15 protein-coding genes and 1 pseudogene are annotated in these 17,984 nt (G+C 71.8%); 12 read left to right on the forward strand and 4 right to left on the reverse strand.

The features are described from left to right. Positions 1 to 279: 279 nt before the first annotated feature. The 3 genes from HHX35_RS07160 to acs form a co-directional block, all read right to left on the reverse strand. Positions 280 to 1,200, reverse strand: a complete 921-nt coding sequence (locus HHX35_RS07160) for an alpha/beta fold hydrolase (RefSeq protein ID WP_182898079.1) — start codon at positions 1,198 to 1,200, stop codon at positions 280 to 282. Next, complete coding sequence (locus tag HHX35_RS07165; RefSeq protein WP_182898080.1) at positions 1,190 to 1,693, reverse strand: phage holin family protein; 504 nt, start codon at positions 1,691 to 1,693, stop codon at positions 1,190 to 1,192. The genes HHX35_RS07160 and HHX35_RS07165 overlap by 11 nt, the downstream gene beginning before the upstream one ends. 251 nt (positions 1,694 to 1,944) lie before the next feature. Next, complete coding sequence (gene acs, locus HHX35_RS07170; protein WP_182898081.1) at positions 1,945 to 3,921, reverse strand: acetate--CoA ligase; 1,977 nt, start codon at positions 3,919 to 3,921, stop codon at positions 1,945 to 1,947. Between the two features lie 261 nt (positions 3,922 to 4,182). Here acs and HHX35_RS07175 point away from each other — a divergent pair, with 261 nt between their 5' ends. The 10 genes and pseudogenes from HHX35_RS07175 to HHX35_RS07220 all read left to right on the forward strand — a co-directional run bounded on the left by HHX35_RS07175 (position 4,183) and on the right by HHX35_RS07220 (position 14,327). Then, positions 4,183 to 4,959 (forward strand): Fic family protein, encoded by a 777-nt coding sequence (locus HHX35_RS07175; protein WP_182898082.1) that lies wholly within the window; start codon positions 4,183 to 4,185, stop codon positions 4,957 to 4,959. Positions 4,960 to 5,816: 857 nt separating this feature from the next. Next, positions 5,817 to 6,905, forward strand: a complete 1,089-nt coding sequence (ssd, locus tag HHX35_RS07180; protein WP_182898083.1) for a septum site-determining protein Ssd — start codon at positions 5,817 to 5,819, stop codon at positions 6,903 to 6,905. A 14-nt stretch (positions 6,906 to 6,919) separates the two neighbouring features. Beyond that, positions 6,920 to 8,080: a TadA family conjugal transfer-associated ATPase gene (locus HHX35_RS07185; protein ID WP_182898084.1), complete on the forward strand. Its 1,161-nt coding sequence runs from the start codon at positions 6,920 to 6,922 to the stop codon at positions 8,078 to 8,080. Next, complete coding sequence (locus HHX35_RS07190) at positions 8,077 to 8,817, forward strand: type II secretion system F family protein (protein ID WP_182898425.1); 741 nt, start codon at positions 8,077 to 8,079, stop codon at positions 8,815 to 8,817. Before HHX35_RS07185 ends, HHX35_RS07190 begins: the two co-directional genes overlap by 4 nt. 311 nt (positions 8,818 to 9,128) lie before the next feature. After that, entirely contained in the window at positions 9,129 to 9,884 is a 756-nt protein-coding gene (locus HHX35_RS07195; protein ID WP_259404827.1) for a type II secretion system F family protein, read from the forward strand. A gap of 741 nt (positions 9,885 to 10,625) precedes the next feature. Continuing rightward, positions 10,626 to 10,886 carry a DUF4244 domain-containing protein gene (locus HHX35_RS07200; protein ID WP_182898427.1) on the forward strand — a complete coding sequence of 87 codons (261 nt, stop codon included), beginning with the start codon at positions 10,626 to 10,628 and terminating at the stop codon, positions 10,884 to 10,886. 29 nt (positions 10,887 to 10,915) lie between these two features. Continuing rightward, the gene (locus HHX35_RS07205; RefSeq protein ID WP_220505103.1) at positions 10,916 to 11,494 is read left to right on the forward strand and encodes a TadE family type IV pilus minor pilin; all 579 of its coding nucleotides are present in this window, start codon (positions 10,916 to 10,918) and stop codon (positions 11,492 to 11,494) included. Continuing rightward, positions 11,491 to 11,880 (forward strand): Rv3654c family TadE-like protein, encoded by a 390-nt coding sequence (locus HHX35_RS07210; protein WP_259404828.1) that lies wholly within the window; start codon positions 11,491 to 11,493, stop codon positions 11,878 to 11,880. The genes HHX35_RS07205 and HHX35_RS07210 overlap by 4 nt, the downstream gene beginning before the upstream one ends. A gap of 63 nt (positions 11,881 to 11,943) precedes the next feature. Next, a pseudogene (locus tag HHX35_RS07215) lies at positions 11,944 to 12,192 on the forward strand (amidase family protein); the annotation flags it as partial. Between the two features lie 197 nt (positions 12,193 to 12,389). Further along, a complete protein-coding gene (locus HHX35_RS07220) occupies positions 12,390 to 14,327 on the forward strand; it encodes a hypothetical protein (RefSeq protein ID WP_182898087.1) in 1,938 nt (645 codons plus the stop codon). A gap of 155 nt (positions 14,328 to 14,482) precedes the next feature. On the opposite strand, the gene HHX35_RS07225 is transcribed toward HHX35_RS07220, so the two are convergent. Beyond that, positions 14,483 to 17,017 (reverse strand): DEAD/DEAH box helicase, encoded by a 2,535-nt coding sequence (locus HHX35_RS07225; protein ID WP_182898088.1) that lies wholly within the window; start codon positions 17,015 to 17,017, stop codon positions 14,483 to 14,485. A 145-nt stretch (positions 17,018 to 17,162) separates the two neighbouring features. On the opposite strand from HHX35_RS07225, the gene HHX35_RS07230 reads away from it, so the two are divergent. Beyond that, positions 17,163 to 17,513, forward strand: coding sequence for an STAS domain-containing protein (locus HHX35_RS07230; RefSeq protein ID WP_030506779.1), 351 nt, complete (start codon positions 17,163 to 17,165; stop codon positions 17,511 to 17,513). A gap of 19 nt (positions 17,514 to 17,532) precedes the next feature. Then, entirely contained in the window at positions 17,533 to 17,961 is a 429-nt protein-coding gene (locus tag HHX35_RS07235) for an ATP-binding protein (RefSeq protein ID WP_182898089.1), read from the forward strand. The last annotated feature ends 23 nt before the right edge of the window (positions 17,962 to 17,984 follow it).

The raw sequence follows: 17,984 nt of genomic DNA on the forward strand, positions 1-17,984 counted from the left end.
ACAAGATCACGGGTACCGATCCGGCAGCCGGGGCGGCCGCGCTGGGGCGATCAGGGTGTGTGAGACCGGCGGCGGCGGGTCACACCCGGCGCCGGACGGCACGTCGGCGGCCGGGTTCAGCCGCGGGCTCGGGAGCGGATTCGGCGGTCAGGTCGGCCGGCCGGGCGGCCGGGTTCAGCGACCGGGTTGAGCGGCCGGGTTCAGCGACCGGGTTGAGTGGCTGGGTTGAGTGGCCGGGTTGAGTAGCCGGGTTGAGTAGCCGGGTTCAGCTGACCGGGTTCAGCGGTCGGGTTCGGGGTCGGAGAGCCAGGCGATGAGCTCGGCGTTGAACTGCTCGGGGCGCTCCTCGTGCGGGAAATGCCCGGCGCCCTCGATCAGCCGCCACCGGTACGGCGCGGCCACGAACCTGCTGGAGCCCTGGGCGGTCCGCGGCAGGATGCACGGGTCGAGCGCGCCGTGCAGTTGCAGCGTCGGCGCCTCGATCTCCGCGCGCATCTGGCGGGCGTAGCGGAAGCCGTCAGGGCGGAGCTGGGACCGGGCGAACCAGCGGTAGTACTCCAGCGCGCAGTGCGCCACGGTCGGGAGCCGCATCGCCTCCCGATACACCCGCGTCACGCCGTCGCCGGGCCACTGCGGCCCGGCCCACCTCTCGACCAGCCTGCCGATCGCGGCGCCGCCCTTGCGGGTCAGCTTCCGCTCCGGCAGGAAGGGGAGCTGGTATCCCAGGGCGTAGCGGCTGGCCTTGAGCTGCCCGAGCGGGTCGGTGAAAAGCGCGGCACGCATGCGCAGCGGATGCGGCGCCGACACCGGCACCAGCCGCCGCACCACCTTCGGGTCGAGGACGCTCATCGTCCAGCCCAGCAGGCCGCCCCAGTCATGGCCCACCACGATCGCGCTCGTCTCGCCGAGCGCGCGCACCAGGCCCGCCGCGTCGACGGCCAGCGTGGGCAGGTCATAGCCGCGTGGCGGCTTGTCGCTGGTGCCGTAACCGCGCAGGTCGACGGCGACGGCCCGGTAACCGGCCTTCGCCAGCGCCGGAAGCTGGTGTCGCCAGGTCCACCAGAACTGGGGGAACCCGTGCAGCAGCAGGACCAGCGGTCCATCCCCGGCCTCGGCCACGTGGAACCGCACACCGCCCGCGTGCACCACCCGGTGGGTCCAGGGGCCGTCGAGCTCGATCAGCGTCTCGTCAACCGGCATCGCTCACGGACTCCCGGTGGGCGCCCACCTGCCCGGCGGTCGGGCCCGTGTACGGCGGCGGCGCCGGGGCCCCGGACCGCGGCGTGGCGGGGGCCGGGATCCTCTCCGGCAGCTCCTCCTCCGCCTCCTCCGGGCCCGCCAGGCCGCGCAGGCTCCGCCTGGTGCGCTTCATGCCGGTCAGCCCCTTGAGCCGGCGGTAGCCGACGAGGACCAGCAACCCGGCCATCAGGAGGTAGAACACCGTGACGATCGTGAACGCGAGCCAGGTGGCCAGCCCCACGGCCACGAGGGCGTACGCGATCGCGAACGAGGCCAGGATCAGGCACAGGTGCCCGATGAAGGCCGCGGCGCCGAACAGCCCGGCGGCCATGCCGACCCGCTTCGCGTCGAACTTGAGCTCGGCCTTCGCCAGCTCGATCTCCGACCGTACGAGGGTCGAGATGTGATGGCTCGCCTGGGCGACCAGCGCACCGAGCGATTCGTCCTCGGGCATGAGCGATCTCCTATCTGCGACTATCAAACATCATCTCGTGCCCGTCCGCGCACCTGCACTGAAGCCCCTTGCCTGTGGATAACCCGATTCGAAGGACGCGACACGCGGAGACCTGCCCGCGGACGGTCCGAATATGACGGCTCAGGCGATCCGTACGCTCCTCGTCGCACCGGACCGTGGCCGGTGCGGAGACGCGGAAGGCGTGGACGCCGTTCGTCCACGCCTTCCTCACGAGACCAGGCGGCTCGTGATCAGTCGTCGCTCTTGGCGCTGGGCAGCTTCTCCGCGATCAGGTTCATGACCGAGCTGTCGGTCAGCGTGGTGACGTCGCCGAGCGACCGGTTCTCCGCCACGTCGCGCAGCAGCCGGCGCATGATCTTGCCGGAGCGGGTCTTCGGCAGCTCGGGCACGACCAGGATCTGCCGCGGCTTGGCGATCGGGCCGAGCGTCTTGGCCACGTGGGCGCGCAGTTCGGCGGCGATGTCGTCGCTCTCCTCCGCACTGCCGCGCAGGATCACGAAGGCCACGATGGCCTGGCCGGTCAGCGGGTCGGTGGCGCCCACGACGGCCGCCTCGGCCACCTTCGGGTGGCTGACCAGCGCGCTCTCGACCTCGGTCGTGGAGATGTTGTGCCCGGAGACGAGCATGACGTCGTCCACCCGGCCGAGCAGCCACAGGTCGCCGTCCTCGTCGCGCTTGGCGCCGTCGCCGGGGAAGTACATCCCCTCGAACCGCGACCAGTAGGTGTCGACGTAGCGCTTGTCGTCGCCCCAGATGGTCCGGAGCATGGCCGGCCAGGGCTCGCGGACCACGAGGAAGCCGCCGCCGCCGTTCGGCACCGAATTGCCCTGGTCGTCGACCACGTCGGCGGAGATTCCCGGCAGCGGCTGCATGGCGGCGCCGGGCTTGGCGGCCGTGACGCCGGGAAGCGGGCTGATCATGATGCCGCCGGTCTCCGTTTGCCACCACGTGTCCACCACCGGGCAGCGGTTGGCGCCGATGTGCTCGCGATACCAGACGTACGCCTCGGGGTTGATGGGCTCGCCGACCGAGCCGAGCACCCGCAGGGACGACATGTCGTACTTCGCGGGGATGTCGTCGCCCCACTTCATGAACGTACGGATCGCGGTGGGGGCGGTGTAGAGGATCGTGACCTTGTACTTCTGCACGATCTCCCAGAAACGGCCGCGGTGCGGGGTGTCCGGGGTGCCCTCGTAGATCACGCTGGTCGCGCCGTTCGCGAGCGGGCCGTACACGATGTAGGAGTGCCCGGTGACCCAGCCGATGTCGGCCGTGCACCAGTAGATGTCGCTGTCGGGCTTGAGGTCGAAGACCGCGTGGTGGGTCCAGGCGACCTGGGTGAGGTAGCCGCCGGTGGTGTGCAGGATGCCCTTCGGCTTCCCCGTCGTGCCGCTGGTGTAGAGGATGTACAGCGGGTCCTCGGCGTCGTGCGGCACCGGCTCGTGCTCGGCGGGCTGGCGGTCCACGAGGTCGTGCCACCAGACGTCCCGCTCGGTGGTTGCGACGTCCTGGCCGGTCCTGCGTACGACGACGACGTGCTCGACGCCGGGGCACTCGGCGACCGCCTCGTCGACCGTCGGCTTCAGCGCGCTGGGCGCGCCGCGGCGGAAGCCGCCGTCGGCGGTGACGACGACCTTCGCGTCCGCGTCGTGGATGCGGCTCTTCAGGGCGGAGGCGGAGAAGCCGCCGAAGACCACCGAGTGGATCGCGCCGATCCGGGCGCAGGCCAGCAGGGTGATCGGCAGCTCGGGGATCATCGGCATGTAGACCGCGACCCGGTCGCCCTTGCGCACTCCCAGCTCCTGCAGCGCGTTGGCCGCCTTCGCGACCTCCTTCTGCAGGTCGGCGTAGGTGATCGTACGGCTGTCGCCGTCCGGCTCGCCCTCCCAGTAGTAGGCGACCTTGTCGCCCCGGCCGGCCTCCACGTGGCGGTCGACGCAGTTGTAGGCGACGTTCAGCTTGCCGCCGACGAACCACTTGGCGAAGGGCGGCTCCCACTCAAGCGTGGTGTCCCAGCGCTCCGCCCACGTCAGCCGCTCCGCGGCGCGCTCCCAGAAGGCGAGCCGGTCCTGTGCGGCCTCCTCGTAGGCGTCCGCCGTGACGTTCGCGGCCGAGGCCAGGTCCGCCGGGGGCTCGAACCGGCGCGTCTCGCTCAGCAGGTTCGACAGCGTCTCCTGGGTTTCCTGACCGGGGGTCTCGGTGGCCACTCCGTACTCCTTCACAGCGTCTAAAAGGTTGTCTCTCGTTCGGCCGCCTCGGCCAAGCTGGGGTATGTCGTGTCCCACTTCACCAGGCGAGCGGTGTCAAGTACAAGTAATCGGGGTGGGGGCGTTTTGTCCGGTTACCGCCTATAACCTGCCAACTTAGCGATAGGTGAGGAACTCGCCGAGACCGGTGTCGCCTTTGTGCGCTGAACGGCCGTACCTCCTCGGCGAACGACCTTCTACCGGCGGGTATGGTCGGGGGCTGTGAGCGATCCCCTGGCTGTGATCGCCGGGCTGCCCGGCGTGCCCGAGGCCGTACAGGAGGCCCGAGAGGCCGTCGACCGGCTCTACCGGCACCGGGTGCTGCGCCGGCGCAGCCCCGAGGTGTCGGCCGAGTCGGCCCTCCGAGGCGCGCGCGCCTCCGCCGCGATCGAGGGCGTCGACGTGCCGCTCGAGACGCTGCGCATGGGCGAGGTGACCGATCCCGTCGTGCAGGGCGCGCTGCGCGCCTCGGCCGAACTCGGACGGCTGGCGCCGACGTGGCGCTCGGCGCCGCGGCAGGTCCTCGCCCGGCTGCACGCGCTGGCGGCGGCCGGGATGACCACCGACCCCGGCAGGCCCCGGACCGCGCCCACGACCGCCGATCCGCTGGGGCTCGGCCCCGCGCCAGGTCCGGAGGAGACCGCGGCCCGCATGTCGGCCCTCGCCGGGCTGGTCACGGGTTCCACCGCGGCGCCCGCCCTCGTGCTCGCCGCGATCGTGCACGCCGAGCTGGCGGTGCTGCGTCCGTTCGGCGTGGCCGACGGCCTGGTCGCCCGCGCCGCGGAGCGGCTCACACTGGTCGACCTCGGCCTCGATCCGAAGTCGCTCGCCGCCGTCGAGGTGGGCCACGCCGACCTCGGCGACGCGTACGCCGAGGGCCTCAGGGCGTATCTCAAGGGCACGAGTGAGGGCGTCGGGACCTGGGTGAGGCACTGCGCTTCGGCGGTCGTCCACGGCGTCCGCGAGACGACGGCGATCTGCGAGGCCATGTCCCGCTGATCCGCCCTTGCGCGCCGCCGTACGCGGCGCCGGTGCGGGCGGGAGCGGTCCGCCGGGGCCGTGCCGGGCCGCCGGGCGCGGCGCCGGTGCGGACAAAGCAGACGGCGTCCCTGGTGTGGAACGCCGTCGCCGGTACGTGTCACCGGGTTACCAAGCGTGCACCTGAATCTGTCGGAGCGGGTCAAGCCCGTCTCGACACGCCTCCCGCGGCTGGTCGCGCGTGGGTACCCGATGCCGTACACGGACCCGCAGGTCCGTAATCCCTTTTTACGTCCGTTTCCCCGAGATGGAAACCCCCACGTCCAAGAGCTTTACCGAGTCACTTGGGTCATTCCTGTACTTCTGTCCCCATTGGTGCCGTGTGTCGGCATGAAGAGGGAGGGGCGGTGACTCCTCGTGGCCGTCGCCCGTACCCGTTGCGACCGCGCCTGTCGACATGCCACACTGACTCTGGGAAAAAATTTTACTAAGATTGGAGAGGGTTCTCGACGTACCTCTCGTGATCAGGCAGCATACGGTGTGTCTCTCCATACGGAACGACGTGCGTGGCCGCTTGATGGCGCTGGAACCCTTGCCATGTCGTGGTCCCTTGTTTAAAGCTTTCTTGTAATACGGGACCGGCTCTACCCCCCCAGAGCCGGACCGCCAGGCGACCCCCGCTCTCCCCCCCGGCGGGGGTCGCCCTTTTTTTTCGATCAACCTGCCTGTGGCCAATAGGGGACGACCCGAACCGCCCGGTCTTGTCCACAGGCCGGGCTTCGTCCACAGAACGCGGTTCGCTCGCCCGCGCCGGTCGCGGCCTCTCGCATGGTGGTCCTCCCTAACGCCGAGTCGTCCGGGACGACAGGGAGACACCGATGCCACGCCCACTGGCCATAACCGACGATCAGGAACTCCTCGACGATCTGCTCCGCATCGCCGCCGCCGCGGGCGTCGAACTCGACGTGGCCCACGCGGCGGCCCACGCCCGGCCGTACTGGATTCGGGCTCCGCTGGTCGTGGTCGGCAGTGACCTGGCCGACGATCTGGCCGCCACGGGTCCGCCGCCCCGGCAGAACGTGGTTGTTGTGACCCGGACCGCCGACGACCCCGACATGTGGCGCAGGTGCGTCGCGGTCGGGGCGCACACCGTGCTGGAACTGCCCGAGGCCGAGCGGCTCCTCGTGGAGGAGTTCGGCGACGCCGCCGAGCCCGCCACCAGGGCCGGCACGGTCCTGTGCGTCGCGGGAGGGAAGGGCGGCGCCGGTGCCACCGTCCTCGCGGCGTCCCTGGCGCTGACGGCGTCCCGTGGCGGGCTGCGCACGCTCCTCGTCGACGCCGACCCGCTCGGCGGCGGCATCGACGTGCTGCTCGGTCAGGAGGAGGCGCTGGGCGCCCGCTGGCCCGACGTCGTCGGGAGGGAAGGCAGGGTGAGCTTCGCCGCCCTCCAGGAGGCGCTGCCCACCTTCGGGGAGCTCACGGTGTTGTCGGCGCATCGCGGCGAGCCGGTGTGCATCCCCCGCGAGGCGATGCGTGTCGTGCTCGACGCCGCGCAGCGCGGCTGCGACCTGGTCGTGGTCGACCTGCCCCGGCACGTCGGCGAAGGCGAGGCTGAGGCGCTCGCCAGGGCCGCCGCGACGATCGTCGTCGTTCCCGCGGACCTGCGAGGAGCGCTCGCGGCGGCCCAGACGGTGACGCTGCTCCGGCCGGGGACCGGTGACCTGCGCCTGGTGATGCGCGCCGGGACGCTCGATCCGGAGGTCGTCGCGGCCTCTCTGTCGGTCCCGTACGCGGGTGTGCTCCCGGAGACGCGCGGACTCGTGGAGACGCTGGATCGGGGAGACCCGCCGCCGCTGCGCCGCTCCCCGTTGGGCCGCTTCTGCGGTGAGCTGCTCGAGTCCCTCCTGGGCGGGCTCTCCCAGGGCGGCAGGACCGGCCGGCCGTCCGCCGGGGCGGGTGGCCCGTGACCCGCCAAGGACCGGTGACCGTTCCCGGGGTCGGCGCGGATCTGGTCGAGGCGGTCCGCGTACGGCTGTCGCAGACCGGTGCCGCCCCCAGCGAGGCACAGGTGGCTGCGGCCCTGCGCGCCGAGCGGGCCGTCCTCGGCGACGCCGAGATCCTGGCCGTCGCTCGAACGCTGCGCGCCCATCTCATCGGCGCGGGCCCGCTCGAAGCCCTGCTGGCCGAGCCGGGTGTCACGGACGTCCTGGTCAACGGGCCGCGCGAGGTGTGGGTGGACGACGGGGACGGCCTGCGCAGAACGGGCGTGACGTTTCCAGGAGACGACGAGGTCCGCAGGCTTGCCCAGCGCCTGGCCGCGGCGGCCGGGCGTCGCCTCGACGACGCCTGCCCCTACGTGGACGCCCGGCTCGCCGGTGGCGTGCGCCTGCACGCGGTCCTCCCACCGATCGCGGCGGAGGGGACCTGCCTTTCGCTGCGGTTGCCGTCACGACGGGCGTTCACGGTGGAGGAGCTCGCCGCGGAGGGCGGAGCCGCCGTGCTCCGCGCGATCATGGCGGCCCGGCTGGCGTTCCTGGTCACCGGAGGAACCGGCACCGGCAAGACGACCATGTTGAGCGCCATGCTCTCCCTCGCGGGTCCCGCGGAGCGTCTGCTGCTGGTCGAGGACTCCGCCGAGTTGCAGCCTCTGCACCCTCACGTCGTACGGCTGGAGGCCCGGCCGCCGAACCTGGAAGGCGCGGGCGGGGTCGGGCTGCGCGATCTCGTTCGGCAGGCCCTCCGGATGCGGCCCGACCGCCTCGTGGTGGGCGAGGTGCGAGGAGCGGAAGTCGTCGATCTGCTGGCGGCGCTCAACACCGGTCACGAGGGCGGCTGCGGCACGCTGCACGCCAACAACGCCGCCGACGTGCCCGCGCGGCTGGAGGCTCTGGCCTGTGCGGCGGGGCTGTCGCGGGAGGCGGTGCACAGCCAGATCGCCGCCGCGCTCGACCTCGTCATCCACCTCGTGCGGGAGGTCGGCGGAGGCCGCCGCCGCGTTTCGGAGATCTGCGTGCTCGAGCGCGGCCCGTCCGGCCTGGTGACGGCGGCTCCGGCCCTGACCTTCGATCCGGACGGCCGGGCCTGCCGGGGCCGGTCCTTCGAGGCCCTACGAGCACGCTGCCCGGCCTCGTGGCCGTCATGACGCCGCCGGGCGGGCTGGTCACGGGGCTGGTCGCGATGCTCGCCGCCGCCCTCGCCGCCTGGGTGTGGGCCGGGCCGGATGCCGGGACGACACGGCTGGCGTGGCTCACGCGGAGCCGGCGGTCAAGGGACATGCGCAGGTTCTGGGTCGTACTCACCCGCCGTCCACGGCCAGGGGCGACGGCGGCGGCCTGGCGTGCGGCGTCAATCGAACTGTGCCAGAGCCTGGCAGCCGAGCTGTCGGCGGGCAGGACCCCCGGCGACGCCCTCGCTCGGGCGGTCTCCTCGGTCAGCCCACCCGATCCGGCCGCGCTCGCCCCGGTGGTGGCCGCCGCCCGGGATGGCGGCGACGTCGCCGCGGCCCTGCTGAACGCCGCGCCCGCGCGCGGGGGCGAGGGACTGGTCCGGCTGGCCGCGTGCTGGCAGGTGAGCGTAGCCGTGGGCGGCGGCCTGACCGCACTGGTGGAACGGGCGTGCGCGTCTCTGCGGGAGGCGCAGGCCCATCGAGAGGAGGTGGCCGCCCACCTCTCCGGACCTCGGGCGACCGCCCGGATGCTGGCGGGCCTGCCCGTGCTCGGCCTGCTTATGGCCGCAGGGCTCGGCATGGATCCGCTGGCGTTCCTGTTCGGCAGCCCGGCGGGGTTCGTCTGTCTGGTGGTCGGGCTCGTCCTCGACGCCGCCGGCGTCTGGTGGACCCGCAGGCTCGTCACCCGGGCGGAGGAGTTGACGGTGCCGTGATCGGACGGCGCCGTGGTCGACATGCGGTGGCGAGACGGTGCCGGGTGCGGCGAGACGGTGCGGTGCGGTGGCGGGACGGTGCCGGGGCCGGACGGTCCCGATCGGACGCACGCGGGGGCCGGACGGCCTTGATCGGACGCGTCCCGGGGACGTCGCGGGCCGAAGCCGCGAGTGCTGCTAGCGGCTGTCGCGAGGTGTCACGTGGCGGGGGCGGCGGGTGTCGCCTGTGGTGGAGAGGACGTCCGTCGTCATGGGTGGCGACGCCGGGTGTCCTGCTGGAGGCGGTTGTTCCGCTGGAAAGGGGGCGAGACATGATCGCCGTACTGGCCGGGCTCCTGACCACGCTGGCGATGCTGGCGTGGCCGGCTTCTCGTTCGCCGGCCGTGCGGCTGAACGCCATCGCGTCGTCGGCGGCGTCGGAGGCGCCGGCACGGGGATCAGCAGGCGCCGCGCCGATGGGTGCGAGCGCGTCACGTCGAGGGGTGGCCGTCGCGGCACCTGTGGGATTCGCGCTGTTCCTGCTTCTCGGTGGTCTGGTGGGGGCGTGCGCGGGGACGGTGACGGCCATCGGCCTGTTCGTCGCCGTTCGCAGGCGGGAACCGGCCGAGGCCAGACGCCGCCGGGAGCGTATGGGGGCCGACCTTCCGTTCGCCGTCGATCTGATCGTCGCCTGTCTCCGGGCAGGGCAACCGATGAGCGGGGCCGTCGAGACGACCGCCGTCGCGATCGCGGGCCCGGTGGGCGAGCGGCTCTCGTGGGCCGGTGCTCAGATGCGCCTGGGCGCTCCTCCCGAGGAGGCGTGGGCCGCTCTGTCCGATGAACCGGCACTCGCCGCCCTGGCCAGAACGATGATCCGGGCTGCCCAGAGCGGTGCGCCGGTCGCCGACGTCCTCACCCGGCTCGCCGACGACGCCCGGCGTACGGCTCGGGCGACGGCTTCGGCCGCGGCGCGCAGGGTAGGTGTCCACGCCGTCGCACCGCTCGGGCTCTGTTTCCTGCCGGCCTTCGTCTTCCTGGGGATCATCCCCATGGTCGCGGGTCTGGCGAGCCAGATCCTCCTGCCATGAACAACCTGTGGACAGTCTCATCCACACCTGTGGACAGCAGGCGGGGCAAAGGGTTCAGAAGCTCCACAATCGCTGGTCGTCGATCCACAGATGAGGGCGCTGTGGTTGTGGACAACTGCGGCGGCAGGGCTCTTGTCCACAGAACCGTGCTCGGCCCGAATTCCTCCGTCCGTCATCCCGCAGTCTGGCCCCAGCACGGGCGGAGGGGCCGCCCCGAGCGGGTCAGGAGGACCGATGAGCAAGCACGCCGCGACCGGCCGGAGGAATCAGACGGGCGCGATCCTTCGGCGGCGAGACGGTGACGCTGTGGGCCGTCACAGGGCGCGGCCGGCACGATGGGCGACGCTCGTGCGCTCGGCGCGTAGGGCGCTGCTCAGCCGCTCCGGGCGCACGTCCGTGCTCACCCGCCCCGGCCGGTGGGCAGCTTCCGAAACCGCCGGGTCGTCGACGCGGTCCGGGCGGGGGCCGAAGTCCGGCCGCCTGGGACAGCGCGCGGTCGCCGGCGGGTGGGCGCTTGCCGGCCACAGGGCGGGAGGCGGGTTGCGGACCGAAGGCGGCCTGTGGACGGAAGGCGGCCGCCGCCGATCCGGCGTGAGTGCGGTGGGAAACATCCTCGCTCTCAGCGTCCTGGCCGTCCTCTCAAGGGCGGGACGGCCGGGGGCCCAAGGTGCCGGGGGTCAGCGTGCCGTGCGTCAGCGTGCCGTGCGTCGGGGTGCTCGGCTCTGGAACGCCGCGCAGTCGATGGGCGACGCCCTGCGGAGGTCGTCCGCCGCGTTGCGGCGATCGGTCGCCCGGGCCTCGTACCGAGCTCGAGAGCTGAGCGTTCGATGGGCGGTGCAGGCCGAAACGAGGGCCGACGCGGGTATGTCCACCGCGGAGTACGCCGTCGGCACGATAGCCGCCTGCGGGTTCGCCGCACTGCTCTGGAAGGTGGTCACCAGCGCCGAAGTGAGGTCGATGCTCGCCGCGCTCATCCAAAAGGCGCTGAAGCTGGCCGCCTGAGGCTCCCGGTGGTGCGCCGCTGTGCCTGGATGCCGCGACGGCGGGTGGTGGACGTGCCGCCCCGGCGGGAGGAGCGAGGCTCGGTGACCGCGGAGACCGCCGTCGCACTTCCGGCCCTCGTGGTGGTGCTGATCGCCTCACTGTGGGCGGTGACGATCGTGGGCGCGCAACTGCGATGCGTCGACGCGGCCCGGGCCGGCGCACGCGCCGCCGCACGGGGCGAGGCGGCCGAGGAGGTGAGCGCGGCAGTCCTGCGACTGGCTCCGGAGGGTGCCACGGTGTCCATCCGCGTGAGAGCGGACACCACCCGGGTCGAGGTCATCGCGACCGTCCGGCCGCCCTTCAGGTCGCCGCTCCCGCCGGCTCGCCTCCGGGCCGCCGCCGTCTCCGCCACCGAACCCGGCGTCCTTCCGTCGCTGTCGGCGGCTGCGGAGGCGACCCGGTCTGCGGGCCTCGGGAGGACCTCGTCGCTCCGAGACCAGGCGGACGCGAATGACGAGCGGTTCCGAAGCCATATGAGCGCGGCCGGCAGCCACCCTGAACGCAGTCGCCCTGCACTCGAAGAAATCGGAGGAGCGCGGATCGCGGGAGCGGGGGCACGCGAATGAGGAGATTTCAGGCATGCGAGGGCGGAGCGCGCTCCAGGCGGGAGCGCGGCTCGGCGACCATCTGGACGATCGCCCTCATGACCGCCGTGTGGGCGGTGGCGATGGTCGTCGTCCAGGTGGGCGTCGCTCGCGTCGCGCGGCACCGGGCACAGAGCGCCGCCGATCTCGGCGCGCTCGGGGCCGCTCGCGTGGCGCTGGCGGTCCCGGATGAGGCGTGTGACCGTGCGCAGGCGATCACGGTCGCCAACGGCGCGTCCCTGCGGTCGTGCTCGCTGTCGGACGGTGTGGCCGAGGTCGTGGTAACCGTGCGGTTCGTGGTCCCCCTCCTCGGCCCCGCGACGGCCACCGCCTCCGCATCGGCCGGTCCGGTCGGCTCCGCCGCATAAGGGGGATCCGCGGGTGAACGCGGTGACGGTGACGCCGGCGGAGGGGTCGACGAGTCGCGTGCGGCGGGGGCGATGGTGCTGGGCCGCACCGGCATGCCGGAGTTCGGCATGCGGTGGCACACCGACAACGCGCTGCGGGGCGCGACGCGGAACTCGTGGTCGGCGGGGCACACGGCGGGTGGTTCGAGTGGCGGCGACGCGGCCGCCGTCGAAGTCGCTGTCCCACCGCTGACACCCGTCGAGCACGCGATGAGGCGTTACCGGCCGATGCAAGCGCGACCGGGCATATGGCGCATTTCTGATCTTCCGTAAAGTGAGACCACTTGTGTCGCAATAGAATCACGACTTCTTAGACATTCGGTCTAAGAGCGGACGGCTGGCGTAAAGTGCCGCGTACTCTCAGTCGCCGTGCGTATTCGGCCGAGGCAGCCGGGGGCGGACGGTTCTCCATGAAGGGATGCGTCGTGACCAGGGTTCGTAGGCTGGGCACAACGGCGATGATCGTTTTGATGGCTCTGGCGTCCACGCCGGTGATCGGCGCCGCACCCGCGAACGTGGCCGACGCCGAGATCCTGTCCCCCGCGGACGGGGAGGTCGTCAAGTCATCGGGTGCCGTGGCCGTGTCCGCGCAGACGGACTGGTACCAGGTCAGCATGGCCCTGTATGTCGAGGGCCCCTCCGTATCCCGGCAGAAGATCGCTTCCGGCGGCGCGAACCAGACGATCAGCGGATCCTTCGACCCCGGCGACGCCCCCAACGGCACGTTCACGGTCAGTTTGTTCGGTGAGGTCACACACAAGACCTATGCCACCTCCACCTTCGTGCTCAGCCGTCCGCCGGAGGCTCCCTCAGGGGTCGAGGCACGGCTCAAGAACCCCTCGACAATCCTGGTCAGCTGGGCGAAGGGCGCAGAGCCCGATCTCCAGTCGTACGAGATCACCTCGGTCAAGGCGGGCAAGTCCGGTTCCGTCTCCGCCGACTCCGCCTGCTCCGGTTCCACCTGTCAGACGAGCCTCGCGCTTCCGGCCGGCATGGGCGGGCAGAAGGTCGACGTCTCCGTCCGCGCGTTCCGCTCGGACGGCACCGGCGGCTCCGTGGGATCTCAGCGCTCCGTGGCCGCGTACGTGGCCGTTCCCGCGCCGAAGGCGTCTCCGAGCCCCTCCCCGTCGCCGTCGAGGAAGCCGGGCCAGTCGACGGTCAAGTCGCCCGCCGCCAAGACTCCGAAGACGCATCACTCCACCGCCGTGCCGAACCCGGAACCGGCACTGCCGCAGAACACCACGCCCAAGGACACCGAGCCGCCGAAGGACACCGAGCTCACGCTGCCGGAGGCGAACGGTGGCAGTGACCAGACCGAGCCGGTGGTCGTCCCGGAGAAGACCGACGATCCGAAGATGACGGCTCAGTCCTCTTTCCTGCCGCTCGGCGGGCTGAGCTTCGGCGTCTACGTCGCGCTCGCCGTCGTCCTGCTGCTCACGGGCGCGAACCTGGGCGCCTGGCTGCGCCGCAAGGGCCTGACAAGTGACAGCGCGGGCGAGGGACGGTCCGGAGGCTCGGAGCCGCGGCCGGTGGCTGGAAAGACGGGCGCCCCGCCTGAGGCCGCCACGGTGGCGAGTGGCGCGGCCGCGTTCAGCGGCGCCGCCACGGCGAAGGCCCGGGGAAACGCGCCTGTACGACGTCCCTCCGTAATCCTGGCCAGGCCGAAGGCCCGCGAGAATCTCCCGGCGACGGAGGCGGACACCGAAGTTCGCTTGGGCGCCGTCTCCTCGACGACCGAGGGCACGGGCGCCATCCCAGGCGCCGGCGCGACCACGGGCACGGTCACGGAGACTTCGTTGTCCGATCAGGAGCCGACCGCCTCTCTCGATCGGCCGGACCGGCAGGAGCTGTCGGCTACCGCGGAGACCGGCCCTACCACTGAGACCGGCCCTGCCACTGAAATCAGCCCTACCGCCGAGACCAGTCCTGGCGAGACATCCGCGGCTGAGGCGACCCCCGCTGCCCCCACAGCCGAGGACGGCGCTTCCACCGACTCCGCTTCCGAAACCGATCCGTGGAACGGCGCCTCCCCGGACTCCGCCGTCGCCGGCGCGGCTTTCCCCGGATCGTCGTCCGGTGACCTTTCGACCTCGGCCGTCCCCGCCGAAGGCGAGCCGCCTGTGCAGAATGCGCTGGACCGGCTGGCGTCGCTTCCGCCGTTGACGGCACGGCGGGACGACGGCGGCCGGACGGCCGCCGCGCACGTATCGCTGTCTCCGGTGGCGCTGCCCGGGCAGGTGCCGGTGGTCCCTGTGCCGGTGGTCCCAGCGCCGGTGATCCCAGTGCCGGCGGTGCCCGCGGGTGCGGCGGTCAACGGCCAGATGCCGGAACGGCCCCTCCGCCAGCCCGAGCCGGACGTCTGGACGGAGGACGACGACAACCCCTACCCCGGCCGCCGCGACCTCTGACGGTCGCGTGTTCCCGTCGTCTACCGGGACGCGTGCCTTCGGTGCATATCGGCTCCGGCTGCCGCTGTTCGCCTCGCGGGGCGGGTGTGATGGGAGAGCGCATGCCCGCCCGCTGGGAGGGTCCGTCCGCAGCCTGACGTGTTCCGCGCCCCGGGTCAGGCGCCCAGGAGGATGTCGAGGAGGCGGATCGCTCCGGCCTTGTCGAGCGGCTCGTTGCCGTTGCCGCACTTGGGGGACTGGATGCAGGACGGGCAGCCGCGTTCGCATTCGCATGAGGCGATCGCCTCCCGCGTAGCGGTCAGCCAGTCGGACGCCCGGGCGTACCCGCGCTCGGCGAAGCCCGCGCCTCCGTCGTGGCCGTCGTAGACGAAGACCGTGAGCAGGCCCGTGTCGGGGTGGAGTTCGGTGGACACGCCGCCGATGTCCCAGCGGTCGCAGGTCGCGAACAGGGGCAGCAGGCCGATCGAGGCGTGCTCGGCCGCGTGCGCCGCCCCGCCGAGATCCACAGCGTGTCCGGGCTCGACGAGGCCGGCGAGTGCGGGCGTGGGCAGGGTCCACCAGACCGCGCGTGTGCAGAGCGTGCGCGGCGGCAGGTCGAGCGGCTCCTCGCCGAGGACCTCCCCGGTCTGGGTGCGCCGTTTGAGGTACGAGACGACCTGGCGGGTGACCTCCACCGAGCCGAAGTGCAGAGTGCCGGGCCCGAAGGGCCGCGAACGCAGCGATTCCATCACCCGGATGTCGGTGACGTCCCGCGCGAAGGTCGCGTAGTCCGGTTCGGCGGCGGTGACCAGGGCGACCCCCGCGTCCAGATCGAGCACGTCGACCACGAACGTCTCGCTCTGGTGCAGGTAGACGGCTCCGTGATGGACCATGGTGTGCGCCGACGGCTCGTCGACCGTGCCCAGCAGACGACCGGTGGACGCCTCCACGACCTGCACCGGCGCACCGCCAGAGCCGCGGATGTCCGCCAGGTCGGCCGCGTGGTCCCGGCTCGTCCAGAACCACCCCGTGGTGCGCCTGCGCAGCAGTCCCTGGCTCACGAGGTCGTCGAGCACGCCCCGCGCCGCCGGGCCGAAGATCTCCAGGTCGTCCTCGGTCAGCGGGATCTCCGCGGCGGCCGCGCACAGGTGGGGCGCCAGCACGTACGGGTTGTCGGGGTCGAGGACGATGGCCTCCACCGGCCGTCCGAACACCGCCTCCGGATGATGGACGATGTAGGTGTCCAGCGGGTCGTCACGCGCGATCAGCACGGCCAGCGCGTCCTGGCCCGCGCGGCCGGCCCGGCCCGCCTGCTGCCACAACGAGGCGCGGGTGCCGGGCCATCCGGCGATGAGGACCGCGTCGAGCCCTGAGACGTCGACGCCGAGTTCGAGCGCGTTGGTGGTGGCCAGGCCGGTCAGTTCGCCCGAGCGCAGGGCCTTTTCGAGCACCCGCCGGTCGTCGGCGAGGTAGCCCGCCCGGTAGGCCGCCACCCGGTCGGCCAGCCGCCCCCCTCCACGATCTGTCCGGCGCCCCGCGTCGATCTCAGCCGGCTCTCCGCTCTCGGCGGCCGCCGCGGAGGACCGTCCCCGCCCGCCGATCCCGTCGAAGGCCTCACCAGAAGCGCCGCCGAAAGCTCCGCCGTCGTTCTGGCCGCTCACCTCTTCCTGTACGCCCTCGGCGTACTCCCCGTACGGCGCGGGCCCGGCGTCGAGGAGGGCCTCGACCTCCTCCAGCGTGCGGCGGGCGGTGAGGGCCACGGCCTCCGCGGCGCGGCGGGAGCGGACGAACGCGAGAGTGCGCACGTCCTCGATCACGAGGTCCGCCAGGAGGTCGGCCGCCTCGGCCGTGGCCGTACGGCGGACCGGGGCCCCGCTCTCCCCGCGTAAATCGGTCAGAGGCGGCTCCCACAGGGCGAAGGTGGTCGAACCCCTGGGGGAGGCGTCCGTGGTCACCTCGGCCATTTCAAGGCCGGTCAGACGCACTCCTGCGGCGGCGGGGTCGCTCGCGGTGGCCGACGCCAGCAGGAACACCGGGGAGGAGCCGTATCTGGCGGCGACCCGGCGCAGCCGGCGCAGGATCTGGGCGACGTGGGAGCCGAAGACGCCCCGGTAGCCGTGGCACTCGTCCACGACCACCAGCCGTAGCCGCCGCCAGAATGACGACCAGGACGAGTGCCGGGGCAGAATCGACCTGTGCAGCATGTCCGGGTTGGTCAGCACGTAGTTGGCGTTCTGGCGGACCCACCGGCGTTCCTCGGGCGGGGTGTCGCCGTCGTACGTCGCGGCGCGCACCTGCGTCAGCCGCAGCTTGCGCAGGGCCCTGAGCTGGTCGGCGGCGAGCGCCTTGGTCGGGGTGAGATACAGCACGGTGCCTCCGGAGAAGATCTCCGTGATGGCCGGCACCAGGTAGGCCAGGGACTTCCCGGACGCGGTCCCTGTGGCAATGATCACGTTTTGGCCACGTTTAACCAGCTCGGCGGCCATAAACTGGTGTTCCCACAGGCCGGAGACCCCCTGCAGGCGCAGTCGCGAGACCAGCAGGTCAGGGGCCCATTCCGGCCACCTTGCCTCACCTGCCTGACGTGCTGGAACATGCTCCACATGAGTCACGCGCCCCCGGCGTGCGGGAACCGCGAGCAGACGGGTGAGAAGGTCGCCTGTTCGGGCAGAGGACGAAGAAGTCGGAGTCACTGGTTTCCAGTTTGGCATCTGCGGGGAGAGTCGCCCGGAGTCGTGATTTCGTATAGACACGGAGTCGTAGCGTGGTTGAATGCCGCGCATCGGGTCGTGCCTCTGGACTACCAGGATGCATGACCTGTATCGAGACCTACGCAAGTAAGGCGCTGGAGGATCTGTGGATCTGAAGTTGGACCACCATTCCGAGGACAATCTCACCATCGTCGATGTCGAGGGTGAGATCGACGTCTACACCGCGCCCAGACTGCGTGAGCTGCTGATCGACCTGGTCAACAAGGGCAACTTCCACCTGCTCGTGAACATGGAGAAGGTGGACTTCCTCGACTCGACAGGCCTTGGCGTGCTGGTCGGCGGCCTCAAGCGGGTGCGGGCGCACGACGGTTCCCTGGAGCTCGTCTGCACGCAGGAGCGCATCCTGAAGATCTTCCGCATCACCGGCTTGACGAAGGTCTTCGGGATCTACGCCTCGGTCGAGGAGGCCAAGGAAGCCCACGGCCGGGACAAGTGACGGCCGAGGACTCAGCAACATGGCCACCGTCGAGCTGACGTTCAGCGCTCTGCCCGCCCACGTGCGTACGGCCCGGCTGGTCGCCACGGCCATCGCCCGGCGCACGGGAGTGGCGGAGGCGATCCTGGACGAGGTGCGGCTCGCCGTCGGAGAGGCGTGCTCGCGGGCTGTGGAGGCGCACCGCCTCCACTGCCCGGGGGAGCCGGTACGCATCGAGTTACGCGATGACGCGGGGCGTTTCGAGGTGACGGTCACCGACGCCGCCCCGAGCGAGGATGTGACGCCCCAGGTGCTGGAGGCGAACGGCAACCTCATGCCCGAGATCGACAATCTGGGCATCGCGGTCATCGCAGGGCTGGCCGACGACGTCGAGGTGCTTCCCGGGCCGAAGGGCATGCGCATCCGCATGAGCTGGCCCGCGTCGCCCCACGGCATCGCCGCCCTCTGACCTGCGAAGCCTCCGAGAACCTC

It is taken from the genome of Microbispora sp. H10830, assembly GCF_014161375.1.
GTDB classification, from domain to species: domain Bacteria; phylum Actinomycetota; class Actinomycetes; order Streptosporangiales; family Streptosporangiaceae; genus Microbispora; species Microbispora catharanthi.

Excerpts from the sequence above, each read along its gene's own strand:
- HHX35_RS07160 (WP_182898079.1), bottom strand. The coding sequence starts at position 1,200 with ATGCCGGTTGACGAGACGCTGATCGAGCTCGACGGCCCCTGGACCCAC.
- HHX35_RS07165 (WP_182898080.1), bottom strand. The coding sequence starts at position 1,693 with ATGCCCGAGGACGAATCGCTCGGTGCGCTGGTCGCCCAGGCGAGCCAT.
- ssd (WP_182898083.1), top strand. The coding sequence starts at position 5,817 with ATGCCACGCCCACTGGCCATAACCGACGATCAGGAACTCCTCGACGAT.
- HHX35_RS07190 (WP_182898425.1), top strand. The coding sequence starts at position 8,077 with ATGACGCCGCCGGGCGGGCTGGTCACGGGGCTGGTCGCGATGCTCGCC.
- HHX35_RS07195 (WP_259404827.1), top strand. The coding sequence starts at position 9,129 with ATGATCGCCGTACTGGCCGGGCTCCTGACCACGCTGGCGATGCTGGCG.
- HHX35_RS07200 (WP_182898427.1), top strand. The coding sequence starts at position 10,626 with ATGGGCGACGCCCTGCGGAGGTCGTCCGCCGCGTTGCGGCGATCGGTC.
- HHX35_RS07205 (WP_220505103.1), top strand. The coding sequence starts at position 10,916 with ATGCCGCGACGGCGGGTGGTGGACGTGCCGCCCCGGCGGGAGGAGCGA.
- HHX35_RS07210 (WP_259404828.1), top strand. The coding sequence starts at position 11,491 with ATGAGGAGATTTCAGGCATGCGAGGGCGGAGCGCGCTCCAGGCGGGAG.
- HHX35_RS07220 (WP_182898087.1), top strand. The coding sequence starts at position 12,390 with ATGGCTCTGGCGTCCACGCCGGTGATCGGCGCCGCACCCGCGAACGTG.
- HHX35_RS07225 (WP_182898088.1), bottom strand. The coding sequence starts at position 17,017 with ATGCCAAACTGGAAACCAGTGACTCCGACTTCTTCGTCCTCTGCCCGA.
- HHX35_RS07235 (WP_182898089.1), top strand. The coding sequence starts at position 17,533 with ATGGCCACCGTCGAGCTGACGTTCAGCGCTCTGCCCGCCCACGTGCGT.